Raw genomic sequence first — 21,071 nt, 5'->3', positions numbered from 1 at the left:
GTCTGTACGAAATGAAACCTGCCGGATGCAGCGTCCCGCCTTATCCGGCCTACGTTGTACTGAACGTATTTTGTAGGCCTGATAAGCGCAGCGCATCAGGCAATCCCGCACCACGTAAAAACTTGCCCTGCTACCCGCGCACGAGATTGAGCAACGGGTAGGGGCGCCCAAGATCGTCCACCTCTGTACGTCCCGTCACGCTAAATCCCATCTTCTTATAGAATCCAACCGCTTGTTCATTCTGTTCGTTAACGTTAGTTGTTAGCGTGGAACTCATTGATAAAGCATGTTCAATCAGCAGCTTACCAACGCCACTACCACGCACATCCGGATCGACAAACAGGGCATCTATATGCTGATCGGTCAGGAGCATAAAGGCGACTGGCTCATCCTGCTCTGTCACTGCAACCCATAGAGGGGCTTCTGGTAAAAAAGAACGTACCAGCTGTTCCAGTTCAACCCGATAATCCGCAGAGAGGAAATGGTGCGTGGCATCCACTGAGCGACACCAAATAGAAACTAACTTGTCTCCTTCGTCCTGACGCGAACGACGGATGGTAAAGGTCATAGCATTCTCCTTTTTTCTTTACTGCACTATTCTACAGCAAGGAACCGTGAAACTTTCTCAACTTGAGGATGTAGGCTCGACATTCTGCTGATTCCTGGGTATCTTCAGCTATCTGGATGTCTAAACGTTTAAACGTATGTAGTGAGGTTATCAGGTTATGCCAATTCGCGTGCAGGACGAACTACCCGCCGTCAATTTCTTGCGTGAGGAAAACGTCTTTGTCATGACGACATCCCGCGCTTCCGGTCAGGAAATCCGTCCACTGAAGGTACTTATCCTCAACCTGATGCCGAAGAAGATTGAAACGGAAAACCAGTTCCTGCGTTTATTGTCTAACTCACCGCTACAGGTAGATGTTCAGCTATTGCGCATCGATGCCCGCGAGTCACGCAACACCCCAACGGAGCATCTGAATAACTTTTACTGTAATTTCGAGGATATCTGCGATCAGAACTTTGATGGACTGATCGTTACAGGGGCGCCGCTGGGTCTGGTTGAGTTTAATGACGTGGCTTACTGGCCGCAGATAAAACAGGTTCTTGAGTGGGCTAAAGATCACGTTACCTCGACGCTGTTTGTCTGCTGGGCGGTACAGGCCGCATTGAATATCCTTTATGGCATTCCCAAGCAAACCCGCACGGATAAACTCTCCGGCGTCTATGAGCATCATATTCTGCATCCTCATGCGTTGCTGACGCGCGGATTTGATGATGCATTTTTGGCCCCTCATTCGCGCTATGCCGACTTCCCTGCCGCACTTATCCGCGACTATACCGATCTCGAGATTTTTGCCGAAACGGAAGAGGGCGATGCCTATCTGTTCGCCAGCAAAGATAAACGCATTGCCTTTGTGACGGGTCATCCGGAGTATGACGCGCACACGCTCGGTAGCGAATATTTTCGTGACGTTGAAGCGGGCTTATCCCCGGAAGTACCCTATAACTACTTCCCGAAAGATGACCCGCAAAACAAACCGCGGGCAACCTGGCGTAGCCATGGCAATCTGTTGTTTACCAACTGGCTCAACTATTACGTCTACCAGATCACGCCATATGATCTGCGTCACATGAATCCAACGCTGGATTAATCTTCTGTAGCAGACGATCCTTAAGCGTTTCAGCATGTTGAATCAGGCACCTTCGGGTGCCTTTTTTATTTCCGAAACGCACCTCACTGTGTAATTAAATTTTATTTATATTGTTATCAATAGGTTAATTGATAATTAATTTAAAAATGGAAATTGTTTTTGATTTTGAAATTTAAATGAGTAGTCTTAGTTGTGCTGAACGAAAACCGCACAACGATCCTTCGTTCGCATTGGGGATGTGTTTGGATCACTGACGAGGAACTACGCAATGAATCAACAGGCAACGACAACCGATGAACTGGTCTTCACCAGGCCGCGTGGCGAACAGGAGCAGCAAATCCTGACCGGAGAAGCGGTGGAGTTTCTGACTGAACTGGTGACAAGATTTACGCCTAAGCGGAATAAGCTTCTGGCTGCGCGGATCCAGCAGCAGCAGGATATTGATAACGGTAAGTTGCCTGATTTTATTTCGGAAACAGCTTCCATTCGTGAGGGCGACTGGAAAATTCGCGGTATTCCTGATGATTTACTGGATCGCCGCGTAGAGATTACCGGACCGGTTGAGCGCAAGATGGTCATCAACGCGCTGAACGCGAACGTCAAAGTCTTTATGGCTGACTTTGAAGATTCGCTGGCCCCTGAGTGGAGCAAAGTTATCGACGGGCAGATCAACCTGCGCGATGCGGTCAATGGCACCATTAGTTACACCAACGAAGCGGGTAAAATTTATCAACTTAAACCCAATCCAGCTTTATTGGTGTGTCGTGTGCGTGGTCTGCATCTGCCGGAAAAACACGTCACCTGGCGTGGCGAATCCATCCCGGGCAGCCTGTTCGATTTTGCACTCTACTTCTTCCACAACTACAAAGCATTGCTGGCAAAAGGCAGTGGCCCATATTTCTATCTGCCAAAAACGCAGGCCTGGCAAGAAGCTGCCTGGTGGAGTGAAGTGTTCAGCTATGCAGAGGACCGCTTTAACCTGCCGCGCGGCACCATCAAAGCGACCCTGCTGATTGAAACGTTGCCCGCTGTTTTCCAGATGGACGAAATTCTGCACGCGTTGCGTGATCACATTGTGGGCCTGAACTGTGGCCGCTGGGATTACATTTTCAGCTATATCAAAACCCTGAAGAACCACCCGGATCGCGTGCTACCAGATCGTCAGGTGGTGACGATGGATAAGCCATTCCTTAGCGCCTACTCGCGTCTGTTGATTAAAACCTGTCATAAACGCGGCGCGTTCGCGATGGGCGGCATGGCTGCGTTCATTCCCAGTAAAGATGCCGAGCGTAACAACCAGGTTCTGACCAAGGTAAAAGCGGATAAAGCGCTGGAAGCGAATAACGGTCATGACGGTACATGGATTGCCCATCCGGGCCTGGCAGATACCGCAATGACGGTATTCAACGACGTGCTCGGAGAAAACAAAAATCAGCTGTTTGTAACGCGTGAAGAAGATGCGCCAATTACCGCCGAACAGCTGCTGGCACCGTGCGACGGTGAGCGTACCGAAGAGGGTATGCGCGCCAATATCCGTGTCGCGGTGCAGTATATCGAGGCGTGGATCTCCGGTAACGGCTGCGTGCCGATTTACGGTCTGATGGAAGATGCGGCCACCGCTGAAATCTCCCGCACCTCTATCTGGCAGTGGATCCACCACCAGAAAACGCTCAGCAATGGCAAGCCGGTGACCAAACCGCTGTTCCGCCAGATGCTGGCCGAAGAGATGTTGGTGATTCAGGACGAACTGGGCGAGCACCGCTACAGCAGCGGGCGTTTTGACGATGCCGCGCGTCTGATGGAGCAAATCACTACCTCTGATGAACTGATCGATTTCTTGACCCTGCCAGGTTACCGCCTGCTGGCTTAACTCACCACATAACAATATGGAGCATCTGCACATGAAAACCCGTAATCAACAAATCGAAGAATTACAGAAAGAGTGGACTCAACCGCGCTGGGAAGGCATCACCCGTCCATATAGCGCGGAGGATGTGGTGAAATTACGTGGCTCGGTCAACCCGGAATGCACGCTGGCGCAGCTTGGTGCGGCGAAAATGTGGCGTCTGCTGCACGGTGAGTCGAAGAAAGGGTATATCAACAGCCTCGGCGCGCTGACCGGCGGCCAGGCGCTGCAACAGGCGAAAGCCGGTATTGAAGCGGTTTACCTTTCTGGCTGGCAGGTGGCGGCAGATGCCAACCTGGCCTCCAGCATGTATCCGGATCAATCGCTGTATCCGGCGAACTCCGTCCCGGCAGTGGTGGATCGGATCAACAATACTTTCCGTCGTGCGGATCAGATCCAATGGTCAAGCGGTATTGAGCCGAACGATCCGCGCTACGTGGATTACTTCCTGCCGATCGTTGCCGATGCGGAAGCGGGCTTTGGCGGGGTTCTGAACGCGTTTGAACTGATGAAATCGATGATTGAGGCTGGTGCAGCAGCCGTTCACTTCGAAGATCAGCTCGCATCAGTGAAAAAATGCGGTCACATGGGCGGTAAGGTGCTGGTGCCGACTCAGGAAGCTATTCAGAAACTGGTGGCGGCCCGTCTGGCTGCCGACGTGATGGGCGTGCCGACGCTGGTGATTGCGCGTACCGATGCTGACGCAGCTGATTTGATTACCTCTGACTGCGATGCCTACGACAGCGAATTCATTACTGGCGAACGTACCTGCGAAGGCTTCTTCCGTACACATGCTGGTATTGAGCAGGCGATCAGCCGCGGTCTGGCCTACGCGCCGTATGCGGATCTGGTGTGGTGTGAAACTTCCACACCAGACCTCGAACTGGCGAAGCGCTTTGCCGATGCCATTCATGCGAAATTCCCAGGTAAACTGCTGGCCTACAACTGTTCGCCGTCGTTTAACTGGCAGAAAAATCTGGATGATAAAACCATTGCCAGCTTCCAGCAGCAGTTGTCGGACATGGGCTATAAATACCAGTTCATTACCCTGGCAGGTATTCACAGCATGTGGTTCAACATGTTCGACCTCGCGCACTCCTATGCGCAGGGTGAAGGCATGCGCCACTATGTTGAGAAGGTGCAGCAGCCAGAATTTGCGGCGGCAAAAGACGGTTACACCTTCGTGTCCCACCAGCAGGAAGTGGGTACCGGCTACTTCGATAAAGTTACCACCATCATTCAGGGCGGCGCCTCTTCCGTTACCGCGTTAACGGGTTCCACCGAAGAATCGCAGTTCTGATCAATGCCCGGTGGCGCTGCGCTTACCGGGCCTACGAAGGGATGTAGGCCGGAAAAGCGTATGCGCCATCCGGCATGACGTTGTGCCGGATGGGAGATATCGATGACGCGTGGCCTGGAATTACTGATTGCTCAGACAATTTTACAAGGTTTCGACGCCCAGTACGGGCGTTTTCTGGAAGTCACCTCCGGCGCGCAGCAGCGTTTTGAACATGCCGACTGGCATGCGGTTCAGCAGGCGATGAAAAGCCGTATTCACCTTTACGATCATCATGTGGGTCTGGTGGTGGAACAGTTGCGCTGCATTACTGACGGCAAAAGTACCGACGCGGATTTTTTGCTCCGCGTGAAAGATCATTACACCCGGCTCTTGCCGGATTATCCGCGCTTCGAGATTGCGGAGAGCTTCTTTAACTCCGTTTACTGCCGGTTATTTGACCACCGCTCGCTGACTCCCGAGCGGCTGTTTATTTTTAGCTCTCAGCCAGAGCGCCGTTTTCGCACGATCCCCCGCCCGCTGGCGAAAGACTTTTTTCCCGATACCGGCTGGGAGTGGCTACTCACCCGCGTTCTCAGCGATCTGCCTCTGCGTCTACCGTGGCAGAACAAACATCGTGATATCCACTACATCATCGAACACCTGACCGAAACTCTGGGTGCGGATGTGTTGCCGCGCTGTCATTTACAGGTGGCGAACGAACTGTTTTATCGCAATAAGGCCGCCTGGCTGGTCGGTAAGCTGATTACCCCTTCCGGGACGCTGCCGTTTTTATTGCCAATCCACCGGACTGACGAAGGCGAACTGTTTGTCGATACCTGTCTGACCACGACGGCGGAAGCGAGCATTGTGTTTGGCTTTGCCCGCTCCTACTTTATGGTTTACGCTCCGCTGCCCGCGGCGTTAGTGGAGTGGCTGCGCGAGATCCTGCCCGGTAAAACCACCGCTGAATTGTATATGGCGATTGGTTGTCAGAAACACGCGAAGACCGAAAGCTACCGCGAGTATCTGCTTTATCTCGCTGATTGCGATGAGCAATTTATCGAAGCGCCGGGGATCCGCGGCATGGTGATGCTGGTGTTTACCCTACCGGGCTTCGACCGGGTGTTTAAAATCATCAAAGACAAATTTGCGCCGCAAAAGGAGATGTCCGCCGCGCACGTCCGCGCCTGCTACCAGTTGGTGAAAGAGCACGATCGCGTCGGGCGCATGGCCGATACCCAGGAGTTTGAAAACTTTGTGCTGGATAAACGGAAAATCGACCCGGCGCTGATGGCGCTGCTACTGCAGGAAGCGCCGGAAAAAATTACCGATCTCGGCGATCAGATTGTTATTCGCCATCTGTATATCGAACGGCGCATGGTGCCGCTGAATATCTGGCTGGAGCAGGTCGAAGGCCAGCAGCTGCGCGACGCGATAGAAGAGTACGGCAACGCCATTCGTCAACTGGCCGCCGCCAATATTTTCCCGGGAGATATGCTGTTTAAGAACTTCGGTGTGACCCGCCACGGGCGCGTGGTGTTCTACGACTACGATGAAATTTGCTATATGACGGAGGTGAATTTCCGCCATATCCCACCGCCGCGCTACCCGGAAGATGAGATGAGCGCTGAACCGTGGTACAGCGTGTCGCCGGGGGATGTCTTCCCGGAAGAGTTTCGTCACTGGCTATGTGCCGACCCGCGCATCGGGCCGTTGTTTGAGGAGATGCACGCCGACCTGTTCAGCGCCGACTACTGGCGAGGGCTGCAAACGCGGATCCGTGAAGGTCACGTGGAAGATGTTTACGCTTACCGTCGTCGGCAGCGGTTTAGCGTACGTTATGAAACCGACCGTAGGCCGGATAAGGCCCTTGCGCCGCCATCCGGCAATGTACGCCGTGCCTGATGGCGCTGCGCTTATCAGGTCTACAAATCAGTCCCAACCCTTGCTTATCTAAACCCGCCGTACGCCAGCGTGACTTCTTTCGCTGCTTTGATCGCCATTGCGCCAAACTCGGTCACGCGGTCATCGGTAATACGTGAAATTGGCCCGGAAATGGAGATGGCGGCGAACGGCTCACGGTGTTCATCATAAATGCACGACGCCACGCAGCGCAGGCCCAGCGCGTGTTCTTCATCATCAAAGGAATAGCCGCGCTTACGTGTCTGCGCCAAATCCTCTTTCAGATGGACCGGCGACACCAGCGTGGCATGGGTATACGCGTGTAGCCCTTTGCGGTGCAGCAGACCGGTAACCTGTTCTTCACTCAATTGAGATAAAAATGCCTTGCCCGCACCGGAGGCGTGCATCGGCAGCTTGCCGCCGATAGGCGCAGACATGCGCATCAACTGGGTGCACTGCACCTGGTCGATAATAATGGCCTGATGGTCGCTTTGATCCAGCACGGCCAGGTTTACCGTCTCACCCGAATCTTCCATTAGTTTGCGCAGAATGGGGTGCACAATCGCCAGCAGATTGCGGCTTTGCAAAAAGCTGCTGCCGACGATAAACGCATGCGCACCCACGGCCCAGTGGCCTAATTCGCCCACCTGGCGGACAAAACCTTGCTGCTGCATGGTAGTCAACAGACGGTGGGTTGTTGAGTTCGGCAGACCGGCCTGCTGCGCCAGCTCGGTTAGCGCCACGCTGCCGTTGGATTCCGCAATCCACTCCAGTAGCTTCAGACCCCGGGTCAAAGACTGAACCTGCCCGGTTGCAGGCGTAGTGGCAGCGGCGGGTTTTCTACCGCGTTTCGCGGGGACAGGGGCAACCATGGCGGACTCCTTTTCTGTATCGTGGAAATCATTTTCGTTTTATTCGATTATAATGCAAGAATTCCTGTACTGATCGGATGAGTGAAGCTGAACATGTCTCATGTTGGCCGTTGTTCTCTTTTCCGCCTCTCAGGTTTGTGCCAGTATGGCCTGTTGAGTTTTTTTCGGTCTGGTTGAGCGTTGTCGGGAGCGAGTGTGAGCAGCAAAGTAGAACAATTACGTCAGCAGTTAAATGAACGTATTCTGGTGCTGGACGGCGGGATGGGCACCATGATCCAGGGATATCGTCTGAGCGAAGAGGATTTCCGCGGCGAGCGCTTCGCCGACTGGCCTTGCGACCTGAAGGGCAACAACGACCTGCTGGTGCTCAGCAAGCCGGAGGTGATTGCCGCGATCCATAACGCCTACTTTGAGGCGGGCGCGGATATCATCGAAACCAACACCTTTAACTCCACGACTATCGCCATGGCGGATTACCAGATGGAATCCCTGTCGGCGGAAATCAACTTTGCGGCGGCGAAGCTGGCGCGCGCGGTGGCAGACGAATGGACGGCGCGCACGCCGAACAAACCGCGCTATGTCGCGGGCGTGCTCGGTCCAACCAACCGTACGGCCTCTATCTCGCCCGACGTCAACGACCCGGCATACCGCAACATTACCTTTGACCAGCTGGTGGCCGCCTATCGCGAATCCACCAAAGCGCTGGTGGAAGGCGGCAGCGACCTGATTCTGATTGAAACCGTCTTCGATACCCTCAATGCTAAAGCCGCTATTTTCGCGGTAAAAACCGAGTTCGAAGCGCTGGGCGTCGAGCTGCCGATTATGCTTTCCGGCACCATTACCGATGCATCCGGACGTACGCTTTCCGGCCAGACCACCGAAGCGTTCTATAACTCATTGCGCCACGCCGATGCGCTGACCTTCGGTCTGAACTGCGCCTTAGGCCCGGACGAGCTGCGCCAGTACGTGCAGGAGCTGTCACGCATTGCCGAATGCTACGTCACCGCGCACCCGAACGCCGGGCTGCCGAACGCCTTCGGCGAGTACGACCTCGACGCCGACACCATGGCGACACAGATTCGCGAATGGGCCGAGGCCGGTTTCCTCAATGTGGTTGGCGGCTGTTGCGGCACCACGCCGGAACATATCGCCGCGATGAGCCGGGCGGTAGAAGGTTTACCGCCGCGCAAGTTGCCAGAAATCCCGGTGGCCTGCCGGCTGTCCGGCCTTGAACCGCTGAACATTGGCGACGATAGCCTGTTTGTTAACGTCGGCGAACGTACCAACGTCACCGGTTCAGCGAAATTTAAGCGTCTGATCAAAGAAGAGAAATACAGCGAAGCGCTGGACGTCGCCCGCCAGCAGGTGGAAAGCGGCGCGCAGATTATCGACATCAACATGGATGAGGGGATGCTCGACGCCGAAGCGGCGATGGTGCGCTTCCTCAACCTGATTGCCGGCGAGCCGGACATCGCCCGCGTGCCGATTATGATCGACTCCTCGAAATGGGAAGTCATCGAAAAAGGACTGAAGTGCATTCAGGGTAAAGGCATCGTTAACTCCATCTCGATGAAAGAGGGGGTGGAGACCTTTATCCATCACGCGAAGCTGCTGCGTCGCTACGGTGCTGCGGTGGTGGTGATGGCCTTTGACGAACAGGGCCAGGCGGATACCCGCGAACGTAAAATTGAGATTTGCCGCCGGGCGTACAAAATTCTCACCGAAGAAGTGGGCTTCCCGCCGGAAGACATCATCTTCGACCCAAACATTTTCGCCGTGGCAACCGGGATTGAAGAGCACAACAACTACGCGCAGGACTTTATCGGTGCCTGTGAAGATATTAAACGCGAGCTGCCGCACGCGCTGATTTCCGGCGGCGTCTCTAACGTTTCCTTCTCGTTCCGCGGCAACGACCCGGTACGTGAGGCTATTCACGCGGTATTCCTCTACTATGCGATTCGCAATGGGATGGACATGGGCATCGTCAACGCCGGACAGCTGGCTATCTATGACGACCTGCCCGCCGAGCTGCGCGACGCGGTTGAAGATGTGATCCTCAACCGACGTGAAGATGGTACCGAGCGTTTGCTGGAACTGGCCGAGAAATATCGCGGCAGTAAAACCGACGACACCGCGAATGCCCAGATGGCGGAGTGGCGTAGTTGGGACGTGAAAAAGCGCCTTGAATACTCGCTGGTGAAAGGCATTACCGAATTTATCGAGCTCGACACAGAAGAAGCGCGCCAGCAGGCCGAACGCCCGATTGAGGTGATCGAAGGGCCGCTGATGGACGGTATGAACGTGGTCGGCGACCTGTTCGGCGAGGGCAAAATGTTCCTGCCGCAGGTGGTGAAATCAGCCCGCGTGATGAAGCAGGCGGTGGCTTACCTCGAACCGTATATCGAAGCCAGTAAAGAGAAAGGCTCCAGCAACGGCAAGATGGTCATCGCCACCGTGAAGGGCGATGTGCACGACATCGGCAAGAACATCGTTGGCGTGGTGCTGCAATGTAACAACTACGAAATCGTCGATCTTGGCGTGATGGTGCCCGCGGAGAAAATCCTCAGAACGGCGCGTGAAGTGAATGCCGATCTGATTGGCCTTTCCGGGCTTATTACCCCGTCGCTGGACGAAATGGTCAACGTGGCGAAAGAGATGGAGCGTCAGGGCTTCACCATCCCACTGCTGATTGGCGGCGCGACCACCTCAAAAGCGCACACCGCGGTGAAAATTGAGCAGAACTACAGCGGCCCGACGGTTTACGTGCAGAACGCCTCGCGTACCGTGGGGGTTGTTGCCGCGCTGCTCTCCGACACCCAGCGCGATGACTTTGTCGCCCGTACGCGTAAAGAGTACGAAACCGTGCGCATCCAGCATGCGCGTAAGAAACCTCGCACGCCGCCGGTAACGTTACAGGCCGCACGTGATAACGATCTGGCCTTCGACTGGGAAAGCTACACGCCGCCGGTCGCGCATCGGTTAGGCGTGCAGGAAGTCGAGGCCAGCATCGAAACGCTGCGCAATTACATCGACTGGACGCCGTTCTTTATGACCTGGTCGCTGGCCGGGAAGTATCCGCGCATCCTCGAAGATGAAGTGGTGGGCGAAGAGGCGAAGCGCCTGTTCAAAGACGCCAACGACATGCTGGATAAACTCAGCGCTGAGAAGACCCTGAACCCGCGCGGCGTGGTGGGGTTGTTCCCGGCTAACCGCGTGGGTGACGACATCGAGATTTACCGTGACGAGACGCGTACGCACGTTATCAGCGTGAGTCATCACCTGCGCCAGCAGACGGAAAAAGTTGGCTTCGCCAACTACTGCCTGTCTGACTTTGTCGCGCCGAAACTGAGCGGCAAAGCGGATTACATCGGTGCTTTCGCGGTGACCGGTGGTCTGGAGGAGGATGCGCTGGCGGACGCCTTCGAAGCGCAGCATGACGACTACAACAAGATTATGGTGAAAGCCATCGCTGACCGTCTGGCGGAAGCATTCGCGGAATATCTGCATGAGCGCGTGCGTAAAGTCTACTGGGGCTATGCGGCGAATGAGAACCTCAGTAACGAAGAGCTAATCCGCGAAAACTACCAGGGCATTCGCCCGGCGCCGGGCTACCCGGCGTGCCCGGAACATACCGAAAAGGCCACCATCTGGGAGCTGCTGGACGTCGAAGCACATACCGGGATGAAGCTCACCGAATCCTTCGCCATGTGGCCTGGCGCCTCGGTTTCCGGCTGGTATTTCAGTCATCCTGACAGTAAGTATTACGCCGTGGCGCAAATTCAGCGCGATCAGGTTGAAGATTATGCCTTCCGTAAAGGCATGAGCGTGGCAGAAGTTGAACGTTGGTTAGCGCCTAATCTGGGCTACGACGCCGATTGATTCACAAAACTGTCATCTTTCTTTACAACAAACAGGGCACTCAATGAGTGCCCTGTCTCTTTCTTACGTTTAAACCCTTATACTGAAAGAACGTTCATCGGCACTGCTTGCCGGATGGCTCATTTTTGTAGGCCTGATAAGCGTAGCGCCGTCAGGCGGTATGTCATTGCGATGAACCTCAGGAACATATAACGATAAGGAGAACCTGATTCCGTGCTAACTCTGTTACACCTGCTTTCTGCTGTCTCTATGCTGGTTTGGGGCACACATATTGTGCGTACCGGCGTGATGCGCGTCTTTGGCGCCCGTTTGCGTACCGTACTAAGCCGTAGCGTTGAAAAGAAGCCGCTCGCCTTTTGTGCGGGTATCGGCGTGACCGCGCTGGTGCAAAGCAGCAACGCCACCACCATGCTGGTGACCTCATTTGTCGCACAGGATCTCGTGGCGCTTACCCCGGCGCTGGTCATTGTGCTGGGCGCCGACGTGGGGACCGCGCTGATGGCGCGTATCCTGACTTTCGATCTCTCATGGCTATCGCCACTGCTGATTTTCATCGGCGTGATCTTTTTTCTCGGGCGTAAGCAGTCCCGCGTGGGGCAACTGGGGCGGGTTGGCATCGGGCTGGGGTTGATTTTACTGGCGCTGGAGCTGATTGTGCAGGCGGTCACGCCGATAACCCAGGCTAACGGCGTACAGGTTATTTTCGCCTCGCTGACCGGCGATATTATGCTGGATGCGCTGATTGGCGCTATGTTCGCGGTGATCAGTTACTCCAGCCTGGCGGCGGTTTTGCTGACGGCAACCCTGACCGCTGCCAGCATTATCTCGTTTCCTGTCGCGTTGTGCCTGGTGATTGGCGCCAACCTTGGCTCTGGCCTGCTGGCGATGCTCAACAATAGCGCGGCTAACGCTGCTGCCCGTCGCGTGGCGCTTGGCAGCTTGTTGTTTAAGCTGGTGGGGAGTCTGATTATCCTGCCGTTTGTTCATCCGTTGGCGAATCTGATGGATGAGCTGCCGCTGCCGAAATCTGAGCTGGTCATTTATTTCCATGTTTTCTACAACCTGGTACGTTGCATAGCGATGGTGCCTTTCGCCGAACCGATGGCGCGTTTTTGCAAGCGTATTATCCGTGATGAGCCAGAACTGGACGCCCACCTGAAGCCTAAGCATCTGGACATCAGCGCACTGGATACCCCAACCCTGGCTCTGGCCAATGCCGCCCGTGAAGCTCTGCGTATTGGCGATGCGATGGAGCAGATGATGGATGGGCTAAAGAAGGTGATGCACGGCGAACCGCGTGAAGAGAAAGAGTTGCGCAGGATGGCAGACGATATCAACGTGCTGTACACGGCGATTAAGCTCTATCTGGCGAGGATGCCAAAGGATGAACTGGCAGAAGAAGAGTCGCGCCGTTGGGCTGAGATTATCGAAATGTCGCTCAACCTTGAACAGGCGTCGGATATTGTTGAGCGTATGGGCAGCGAGATTGCCGACAAGTCGCTGGCAGCGCGTCGGGCATTCTCTGTCGAAGGGCTGAAAGAACTTGATGCACTGTACGATCAACTGCTCAGTAATCTGCAACTGGCGATGTCGGTATTCTTCTCTGGCGACGTGGCCAGCGCCCGTCGTCTGCGCCGCAGCAAGCACCGTTTCCGCATCCTTAACCGTCGTTACTCGCATGCGCATGTGGATCGTCTGCATCAGCAGAACGTGCAGAGTATTGAAACCAGTTCCCTGCACCTGGCGCTGCTGGGCGATATGCAGCGTCTGAACTCACTGTTTTGCTCTGTGGCTTACAGTGTGCTGGAACAGCCGGATGAAGACGACGAGCGTGAGTACTAACGAGGACAGATGAAAGGTTGCCCGGTGGCGCTGATGCTTACCGGGCCTACGGATAACCGTCAATGTTGTCGTCTACCTTGATGCCGGATAAGGCGAAGCTACCATCCGGCATCAGACAACAAACTAACTAAAAGCAGTGACCCGCCTCAACGGCAACCGCTTCTTCACCCGCTTTAAAGATATAGGTGGTGTTCGGACCGCCAAGCACGGATTGACCGTTGCTCACCTTGATCCAGTTCCCTTCTGGCAGACCAATCACCGTCAGTTCCGGCGCCACAACTAACAGCTCGCGAATACGCTGTTCACGCGTTTCGCCTTTATGGCCTTCCGGCAGCGCGTTGGTGAAGTGCGGGTTAATCTGCAGCGGGAAAAGACCCAGGGCATCAAAGCCTTTTGGATCGACAATCGGCATGTCGTTGGTGGTGCGGATGGTCTGGCAGGCAAGGTTGGAACCCGCGCTCCAGCCGATGTACAGCGCGCCGCGTTTGACGACATCGACAATCGGCGCCAGCAGTCCGCGCTCGCGGCTCTCTTTCAGCAACTGGAAGGTGTTACCCCCACCGACAATCACCAGTTCGGCGTTTTCAATGGCTGCAATCGGATCGGTAACGGTATGAATGCCAGTAACGTTAACGCCCATTGGCGCAAAGATGGCTGCCGTTTTCGCCGTGTACTCATCCCAGGTTTGCGTCACGCCGGCAAATGGAATAAACACCGCCGTGCGGCGACCGTTCAGTTGCTCTGCGATCAGCGGCAGCGCATGTTCCATCCAGCCTTTGCCCGGCAGCGTCGAGTTACTCAATAAAAGCAGTTCCATCATTTCTCCATGTAATCAGAAAATTACAAACCGCGGTCATGCTACCACTATCGATCTAACGCCTTCCTGATATGGCTCACGATGTTGGAAGAGGAGACAGATGCTGAGACTATTTTTTAAGCGTCAATTCAATACCGAGCGCCTTCATCACTGCAAGCGTAGTTTTCAGCGTTGGGTTACCTTTCTCACTAAAAGAGCGATAAAGTTGTTCGCGGGATAATCCCGTTTCTGCCGCGATGTTCGCCATTCCCTTAGCGCGAGCCACCACGCCCAATGCTTTTGCAATGTACGCTGCATCGCCTGTTTCGAGGGCATCGGCCATAAAAACGGCAATTTCTTCATCATCGACCAGCGCAGTTGCGGGATCGTACTGCGTAAGTTTATTCATGGTGGAAGATCTCTTGATAATCCAGTGAACGGGCGAGCATTCTCCAACAGGTTTGACATCACCAGCTAAACCATGAGCCAAACGAAAAAGGCGTGTAGCAATGAGCGTTTTAGCTCTCCTGTCCCGTAAGTTTTGCTCCCAACGCTGGAAAACCATTGTCTGAAGAATTTCCATGAGTACGTTCCATGTATTTTATAAACTACATTCTGAATTGACAAGTTGAGACTAGAGAATAAAAAAATGGGGAGTATGGGGAAATGTTGGGTGGAGGAAACAGGAAAGCGCCTCGCAATAATACGTAGTTTTTCAGGACGCTGCGGTTGATACGAGAAACGATAACAGGGGATAGGGGCGGCTTTGTGCCAAAAGCGGAAGTTAACTACGGATAAAATTCAGCGCCTCACACCCAGAGCCGCTGCATAACGGCAATAAGCTACACTTGTTCATTATTTCCAAAACAGGAAAGCCTTCCGCTGCTTCAACTGTGTGTGTTTGACATCGCGCAGTTTGGGCATTTTGATCAACAACGAGCATGGCCCGCTAACGATGAAATTGATACTTGTTCGACACGCAGAAACAGAGTGGAATTTGGAAGGAATTATTCAGGGGCACAGCGATAGCCCCTTGACCTGTCGGGGTTTGCATGAAACATCCGTCCTACTAGCAGCGTTTAGTGCAAGTGAGTATCAAATAGAGCGTGTTTACGCTTCTCCGCTTGGACGTGCCTGGCAAATGGGGCAAAGCCTGGCTGAACACTTTCGCTGTTCACTGACGGCTGAACCGGCCCTTAAAGAGCAGGCCTTTGGTCAGTTTGAAGGTATGCCGTTAGAACTACTCAGACAAAAACATCCGAACGATGCAAATGCGTTATTCAGGCTTGATGCAGAGTATTTTCCACCTGGGGGGGAGTCACTGGCGCATGCTTCTCAGCGAGTTATGCGTTTTTTACAAAACCTGGAAGATACTTCATCACATCAACAAACAATATGTATTGTGTCTCACGGGCATGTCAGTCAGGGCACTCTGGCAATTCTTAAAGAAGGGACTGTCAATAGTTTCCCTCGCTATGCTCACCCCAATGCAAGTTATTCTGTTATCGACCTGGTTAATGGAAAATGTATCGGCCTAAAGTGGGGGATTGCTACACATTTACGTCACCTGAATTAGTGGTCACCTTGCAATCATTGAACTCCCATCCTGCCAGAGCCATCATTATTTAAGCACAATGTCAGCTCTTCGCTCACAGCGGACCTTCATCTCAGTTAGCTCGTCCGCTTCGTGCCAGGAGCGGACGTTTGAGCTCAATAAGTAAGGACGTTATATTTTGTCCTGATTGACACGGGATGAAAGCTCCTGATGGCTCTCTTTTCGCTCGCTGTAACGATCTGCAAGGTAACCGGTTTGTCCCTTAAGCAGCAGCGTGATTTTAAACAGCTCCTCGGCGACATCGACGATACGGTCATACCATGACGAAGGTTTCATTCGTCCGTTTTCGTCGAACTCTTGCCATGCCTTGGCTACAGAGGACTGGTTGGGGATCGTAAACATCCGCATCCAGCGACCCAGAATACGCATCTGGTTCACGGCATTGAAGGACTGTGAACCGCCGCAGACCTGCATTACCGCAAGTGTTTTGCCCTGCGAAGGACGAACCGCGCCTTCACTTAAGGGTATCCAGTCAATCTGCGCCTTCATCACCGCGCTCATAGCACCGTGCCGTTCCGGAGAACTCCACACCATCCCGTCACACCATCTGACCAGACCGCGCAGCTCGGTGACTTTGGGATGCGTGTCCGGCGCATCATCCGGCAGGGGTAAACCGGAGGGGTTAAAGAGTTTCACCTCCGCGCCCATCGCCGTCAGCAGGCGACCCACTTCCTCCGCGGCAAAGCGGCTGTAGGAGCGCTCTCTTACTGAACCATACAGGATCAGAATTCTTGGTGGCTCCTGCAGATGCAGGCGTTCAGCGATGTCTTGATCAAAGCATTCCGTATTCAGGGCAGGAAATTGTTCCATTTTTCTCCTCCAGAGAGAGCAGATGATTTCAAAGTTAATATATATGATTTATCATATATATATTCTAAAGGGAACGGAGAGGAAAATGCTACAACCTGTTCAGCTTTTCAAAATCCTGTCGGATGAAACACGGCTCGCCATTGTCATGCTTCTGCGGGAGTCCGGAGAACTGTGCGTGTGCGATATCTGTGCAGCTACCGCCGAATCACAGCCTAAAATATCACGCCATATGGCTATTCTTCGCGAGTCTGGGCTAGTTCTGGATCGTCGGGAAGGCAAATGGATTCACTATCGTCTGTCACCTCATATTCCTGCGTGGGCCGCTGAGACAATCACGACGTCCTGGCAGTGCCTTCGGGAAGATGTGCGGGAATGGTTGGCAAAGTCGGCCTGCACCTCTTGCTGAGGAAGGAAAACATATTCACATAATCATATATAACGGGGTTTGAAATGTTTTTGGCAGGGAGTATATTTTTATTGACGCTGGTACTGGTGATCTGGCAACCCAGAGGTCTGAGTATTGGCTGGAGCGCGAGTATCGGAGCTGCGCTGGCGCTGAGTACCGGAGTCATCCATATCGCTGATATTCCCGTTGTCTGGAATATCGTCTGGAACGCGACTGCGGCATTTATTGCGGTCATCATCATCAGCCTGCTGCTCGATGAGTCCGGCTTCTTTGAATGGGCCGCACTGCACGTCTCCCGCTGGGGTAACGGACGTGGCCGCCTTTTGTTTACCTGGATAGTCTTGCTTGGGGCCGCTGTTGCTGCGTTGTTTGCCAATGACGGCGCCGCACTGATCCTGACGCCGATTGTAATTGCGATGCTGCTCGCACTGGGGTTCAGCCAGGGCACGACATTGGCCTTTGTCATGGCCGCAGGATTTATTGCAGATACGGCCAGCCTGCCGCTCATTGTTTCTAACCTGGTGAATATCGTCTCGGCGGACTTTTTCGGTCTGGGCTTTACGCAGTATGCCTCCGTTATGATCCCCGTAGATGTAGCCGCGATTGCGGCCACTCTGGTCATGCTGCATCTCTTCTTCCGCAAGGACATTCCGGAGACGTATGACGTTTCGCTGCTGAAGACGCCTGCCAGTGTGATAAAGGATCCGGCAACGTTCAGGGCGGGCTGGATTGTCCTGTTATTGCTTCTTGTCGGTTTCTTTGTGCTGGAGCCTCTGGGGATCCCGGTCAGTGCGATAGCGGCTACTGGCGCAGCAGTACTGTTTATAGTGGCGAAAAGAGGTCATGCCATCAACACCGGAAAAGTCCTGCGCGGTGCGCCATGGCAGATTGTTATTTTTTCGCTGGGCATGTACCTGGTGGTCTATGGCCTGCGCAATGCAGGACTCACGGAGTATCTGTCTGACGTGCTGAACCTGCTGGCAGAAAAGGGGTTATGGGCAGCAACGTTCGGCACCGGTTTCCTGACCGCGTTCCTGTCATCGGTGATGAACAATATGCCGACGGTGCTGATTGGCGCACTGTCGATTGACGGGAGTACGGCGACTGGCGTCGTCAAAGAGGCTATGATTTATGCCAATGTGATTGGCTGCGATTTAGGCCCGAAAATCACCCCGATTGGCAGTCTGGCAACCTTGCTTTGGCTGCATGTGCTTGCCCAGAAAAATATAACGATTACATGGGGATATTACTTCCGCACTGGCATTATCATGACTCTGCCCGTGCTGTTTGTCACTCTGGCCGCGCTGGCGTTGCGGTTCTCCATCACTTTGTAATGAGATACAGATATGAGCAACATTACCATCTATCACAACCCTGCCTGCGGCACTTCTCGTAACACGCTGGAGATGATCCGTAACAGCGGCAACGAACCGACGATAATTTATTATCTCGATACGCCACCGACCCGTGATGAGCTGATTAAACTTATTTCAGAAATGGGAATTACGGTGCGTGCATTACTGCGTAAGAATGTTGAGCCTTATGAACACCTGGGTCTTGATGAAGAGAAATTTAGTGATGAGCAGTTGATTGATTTCATGCTTCAACATCCGATCCTGATTAATCGGCCGGTAGTCGTTACGCCGCTTGGCACTCGTCTTTGCCGCCCTTCAGAAATAGTGTTGGATATTCTACCGGAAGGTCAGAAACGAGCGTTTACCAAAGAGGATGGTGAGAAGGTCATTGACGAAACGGGGAAGCGGGTTAAGTAATCTGCCCACTTCGTGCCAGGAGCGGGCGCTGCGGTATATTCCGCTTTCTGCTCGAATCGGACTGAGGTAACGTAGCGGAAATATTTTTCCGGATTCAACCAAGATGCCTTCGATCGAAACGTTTATGACCTTCCTTCTTGCGCTGACTCTACTGGAGATTTCTCCGGGGCCAGACATGATGCTAACTATCGCCAGAGGAGTCGGTCAGGGAAGACGTATTGCACTGCTTACGGTACTGGGTAATGTATTTGTAGCTGGTTTTGTGCAAGTTTCTTTTCTTGTCCGGGCTGGTAACCGTTGTTCATGCCTGGCCGGTGGCGCTAGATCTGCTAAGGTGGGCTGGCGCAGCTTATCTGATATGGCTGGGCATAAAAATGATTGCGACTTCTGGCACTGATACACGTCTGCGAAAAACTGCAAAAATTTCTGACTGGAATGCCGTTAAGGAAGGCGCCCTGAATAGCCTGACTAACCCAAAATCCCTGTTGTTCATGTTTGCTTTTCTTCCTCAGTTTGTCGATCCCACCGCGGGTCCTGTCTGGCTGCAATTACTTGTTCTGGGTAGTATCCAAAAGCTGGCAGGAATCGTTTCCCTGGGGTCGGTCGCGATGGCATCAGGGACATTTGGAAACTGGCTGGGTAAACACCCAGGCTTTATCAAATGGCAGGAACGGTTTACCGGAGTTGTCATGATAGGCCTCGGTATCCGCATGTTGTTTAGCGGGTCTGGTGTAGTATCGAAATCTGCCAGAGAAGCTTAACCGAAACGGTAAACCCAGTGTCCGCTTCGTTTACAGCAGACCATCCGCCCGCAAAAGCTCGAGTTATTTCTCTTTGCTGTAACTGGAGAGGCGGCGCTCAAGGTTAGTCCGAACCTGCGGCCACTCATCATCAATTATGCTATACCGTATAGAAGTACGTTTTCGGCCATCAGGCATAATTCGTTCATTTCTGATGATGCTTTCCTGGACTGCGCCAATACGGAGAATGGCAGCTTGAGAGCGCTCATTCAATACATCAGTCGTAAACTGAACGCGAACACAGTTCAGTTGCTCAAAGGCGTATCGCAGCAGTAACAGTTTACTCTCGGTATTTGCAGCTGTTTTTTGCCAGCTTTGTGAATACCAGGTATGACCAATTTCGAGCTTTCGGTTTTCTCTATCAATCTTCCAGAAACGTGTTGACCCAATGACGCGTTGGTCTGATGAGAGCGTTACAGCAAACGGCATGACTGTGCCTTCAGTTTGCCCCTGCAGGGCTTTCTGAATGTACGACTCAGTTGTGTCAGCAGACGGAACTACCGTAAATGGCAGGGACCAGAGTTCTCCATCCGCAGCAGCATCAATCAATAGCTGAGCATCTGTCTTAAGCAGAGGACGGAGCGTGACAAGAGATCCTTGCAATGTAGGCGTCATATTTGTGACCTTACAGTTATTTTGTGTCGATGGATTGGACTGCATAATCCTGTACCGAATGACTTACTATTCCGTTTACATTTAATAATCGACTAATCAAGAGGCGATTATCTGCTTACTGCTCATGATGGCAGCTTGTCCGCTCTAAACAGACCTTCAGAAAACGATACATAATGCCGACCACTAGACTTCGATCCCTTTCTGTTTCAGCTCTTTTCTAATCACACGCTTAATCCAGGCAGCCAACGATTCATCGCCATCCTGCCGTTGTGCTTCTTCCATCGCTTTGCGAAGTTCCGGATCCAGACGGAATTGAAACGGAGGATTGCCTCTTCTTTCGTTCATGTGTGTTGACACCTTAATTACACAAGAGTAGTGTGAGTATGTGTGATGACACATTACTCTCACACCCCCAAAATGACAACGCCCCGAAAGTGCGGGAACACGATCAGGGCGTCTAACCACAACATTATACGAGGTAATGCTATGGCTGATGCTAATAGTACCACTAACGCCTGTTTTGCGTCTTCTTCTCCCATTCCGCAAGCCGATCTGCTTTATTTTCCACTCGCCGAGGCATTCCGCCATCTTGATTGTAGCCATCTCACCACCGAAGAAAATCTGGCGCTATCGTTTGGCTGTGAAGAGGCGCTGGCAGGGTTGTACCAGACGCTGAATTTTATGGGCGAAAGCCTGCTGACCATGGCGGGTGAAGGTCAGGAACATTTTGCGTATGAGAGCATATGCCAGTTAGGACACAGCCTGGTCAACATCAGCCAGTTGATTCCCGCGCTGGCGCAATTGGAAGCGAAAGCTGACCAGCAATTGTTTGTCAGCGACTCTCTAAACTAATCTGGAAAGCGCCTCGCAGACTTCTTCTTCGGGGCGTGACAGACCTGAAAAAGCGGCATAGTTTCAATCG

General features: G+C 53.2%; 18 protein-coding genes and 1 pseudogene. 12 read left to right on the top strand and 7 right to left on the bottom strand.

The features are described from left to right. Positions 1 to 130: 130 nt before the first annotated feature. Positions 131 to 568 carry an acetyltransferase gene (locus FDX09_RS14885; RefSeq protein ID WP_087856556.1) on the bottom strand — a complete coding sequence of 146 codons (438 nt, stop codon included), beginning with the start codon at positions 566 to 568 and terminating at the stop codon, positions 131 to 133. Between the two features lie 157 nt (positions 569 to 725). Between FDX09_RS14885 and metA the strand changes: the two genes are divergently transcribed. The 4 genes from metA to aceK all read left to right on the top strand — a co-directional run bounded on the left by metA (position 726) and on the right by aceK (position 6,745). Further along, positions 726 to 1,655, top strand: a complete 930-nt coding sequence (metA, locus tag FDX09_RS14880; RefSeq protein WP_042313076.1) for a homoserine O-succinyltransferase — start codon at positions 726 to 728, stop codon at positions 1,653 to 1,655. A gap of 268 nt (positions 1,656 to 1,923) precedes the next feature. Beyond that, positions 1,924 to 3,525 carry a malate synthase A gene (gene aceB / locus FDX09_RS14875; RefSeq protein WP_042313075.1) on the top strand — a complete coding sequence of 534 codons (1,602 nt, stop codon included), beginning with the start codon at positions 1,924 to 1,926 and terminating at the stop codon, positions 3,523 to 3,525. 31 nt (positions 3,526 to 3,556) lie between these two features. Continuing rightward, the gene (aceA, locus tag FDX09_RS14870; RefSeq protein ID WP_038636179.1) at positions 3,557 to 4,861 is read left to right on the top strand and encodes an isocitrate lyase; all 1,305 of its coding nucleotides are present in this window, start codon (positions 3,557 to 3,559) and stop codon (positions 4,859 to 4,861) included. A 102-nt stretch (positions 4,862 to 4,963) separates the two neighbouring features. Further along, positions 4,964 to 6,745 carry a bifunctional isocitrate dehydrogenase kinase/phosphatase gene (gene aceK, locus FDX09_RS14865; RefSeq protein WP_038636181.1) on the top strand — a complete coding sequence of 594 codons (1,782 nt, stop codon included), beginning with the start codon at positions 4,964 to 4,966 and terminating at the stop codon, positions 6,743 to 6,745. 44 nt (positions 6,746 to 6,789) lie between these two features. Here aceK and iclR read toward each other — a convergent pair whose 3' ends face one another. After that, the gene (iclR, locus tag FDX09_RS14860) at positions 6,790 to 7,614 is read right to left on the bottom strand and encodes a glyoxylate bypass operon transcriptional repressor IclR (RefSeq protein ID WP_038636184.1); all 825 of its coding nucleotides are present in this window, start codon (positions 7,612 to 7,614) and stop codon (positions 6,790 to 6,792) included. Between the two features lie 195 nt (positions 7,615 to 7,809). Here iclR and metH point away from each other — a divergent pair, with 195 nt between their 5' ends. Both metH and FDX09_RS14850 read left to right on the top strand, forming a co-directional pair. Next, entirely contained in the window at positions 7,810 to 11,493 is a 3,684-nt protein-coding gene (gene metH, locus FDX09_RS14855) for a methionine synthase (protein ID WP_137347433.1), read from the top strand. Between the two features lie 213 nt (positions 11,494 to 11,706). Beyond that, positions 11,707 to 13,335: a Na/Pi cotransporter family protein gene (locus FDX09_RS14850; RefSeq protein ID WP_137347432.1), complete on the top strand. Its 1,629-nt coding sequence runs from the start codon at positions 11,707 to 11,709 to the stop codon at positions 13,333 to 13,335. Positions 13,336 to 13,462: 127 nt separating this feature from the next. Here FDX09_RS14850 and pepE read toward each other — a convergent pair whose 3' ends face one another. Next, complete coding sequence (gene pepE, locus FDX09_RS14845; protein WP_085049569.1) at positions 13,463 to 14,152, bottom strand: dipeptidase PepE; 690 nt, start codon at positions 14,150 to 14,152, stop codon at positions 13,463 to 13,465. Positions 14,153 to 14,261: 109 nt separating this feature from the next. After that, positions 14,262 to 14,540 (bottom strand): addiction module antidote protein, encoded by a 279-nt coding sequence (locus FDX09_RS14840; RefSeq protein ID WP_085049570.1) that lies wholly within the window; start codon positions 14,538 to 14,540, stop codon positions 14,262 to 14,264. A 546-nt stretch (positions 14,541 to 15,086) separates the two neighbouring features. Between FDX09_RS14840 and FDX09_RS14835 the strand changes: the two genes are divergently transcribed. Beyond that, on the top strand, positions 15,087 to 15,707 hold the full coding sequence (locus FDX09_RS14835) for a histidine phosphatase family protein (RefSeq protein ID WP_085049571.1): 621 nt from the start codon (positions 15,087 to 15,089) through the stop codon (positions 15,705 to 15,707). 150 nt (positions 15,708 to 15,857) lie between these two features. Here the strand turns inward: FDX09_RS14835 and arsH are convergent, their stop codons facing one another. After that, complete coding sequence (gene arsH / locus FDX09_RS14830) at positions 15,858 to 16,556, bottom strand: arsenical resistance protein ArsH (RefSeq protein ID WP_085049572.1); 699 nt, start codon at positions 16,554 to 16,556, stop codon at positions 15,858 to 15,860. A gap of 85 nt (positions 16,557 to 16,641) precedes the next feature. Between arsH and FDX09_RS14825 the strand changes: the two genes are divergently transcribed. The 4 genes and pseudogenes from FDX09_RS14825 (at position 16,642) to FDX09_RS14810 (ending at position 19,495) form a co-directional block, all read left to right on the top strand. Beyond that, positions 16,642 to 16,962 (top strand): transcriptional regulator, encoded by a 321-nt coding sequence (locus FDX09_RS14825; protein ID WP_038636209.1) that lies wholly within the window; start codon positions 16,642 to 16,644, stop codon positions 16,960 to 16,962. A gap of 44 nt (positions 16,963 to 17,006) precedes the next feature. After that, on the top strand, positions 17,007 to 18,296 hold the full coding sequence (locus tag FDX09_RS14820; protein ID WP_137347431.1) for an arsenic transporter: 1,290 nt from the start codon (positions 17,007 to 17,009) through the stop codon (positions 18,294 to 18,296). 12 nt (positions 18,297 to 18,308) lie between these two features. After that, entirely contained in the window at positions 18,309 to 18,734 is a 426-nt protein-coding gene (gene arsC / locus FDX09_RS14815; RefSeq protein ID WP_085049574.1) for a glutaredoxin-dependent arsenate reductase, read from the top strand. Between the two features lie 103 nt (positions 18,735 to 18,837). Beyond that, positions 18,838 to 19,495, top strand: a pseudogene (locus FDX09_RS14810) (LysE family translocator). Between the two features lie 63 nt (positions 19,496 to 19,558). Here the strand turns inward: FDX09_RS14810 and FDX09_RS14805 are convergent. Both FDX09_RS14805 and FDX09_RS14800 read right to left on the bottom strand, forming a co-directional pair. Further along, positions 19,559 to 20,149 (bottom strand): GNAT family protein, encoded by a 591-nt coding sequence (locus FDX09_RS14805; protein ID WP_137347430.1) that lies wholly within the window; start codon positions 20,147 to 20,149, stop codon positions 19,559 to 19,561. Between the two features lie 183 nt (positions 20,150 to 20,332). Next, positions 20,333 to 20,494 carry a phage protein gene (locus FDX09_RS14800; protein WP_003841416.1) on the bottom strand — a complete coding sequence of 54 codons (162 nt, stop codon included), beginning with the start codon at positions 20,492 to 20,494 and terminating at the stop codon, positions 20,333 to 20,335. 141 nt (positions 20,495 to 20,635) lie between these two features. Here FDX09_RS14800 and FDX09_RS14795 point away from each other — a divergent pair, with 141 nt between their 5' ends. Beyond that, complete coding sequence (locus tag FDX09_RS14795) at positions 20,636 to 21,001, top strand: hypothetical protein (protein ID WP_137347436.1); 366 nt, start codon at positions 20,636 to 20,638, stop codon at positions 20,999 to 21,001. The last annotated feature ends 70 nt before the right edge of the window (positions 21,002 to 21,071 follow it).

It is taken from the genome of Citrobacter sp. wls717, from assembly GCF_005280955.1.
Classification (GTDB): domain Bacteria; phylum Pseudomonadota; class Gammaproteobacteria; order Enterobacterales; family Enterobacteriaceae; genus Citrobacter; species Citrobacter werkmanii.
The sequence above is the reverse complement of the archived record's forward strand: the minus strand, read 5'-3'. Positions and strand labels throughout refer to the sequence as shown.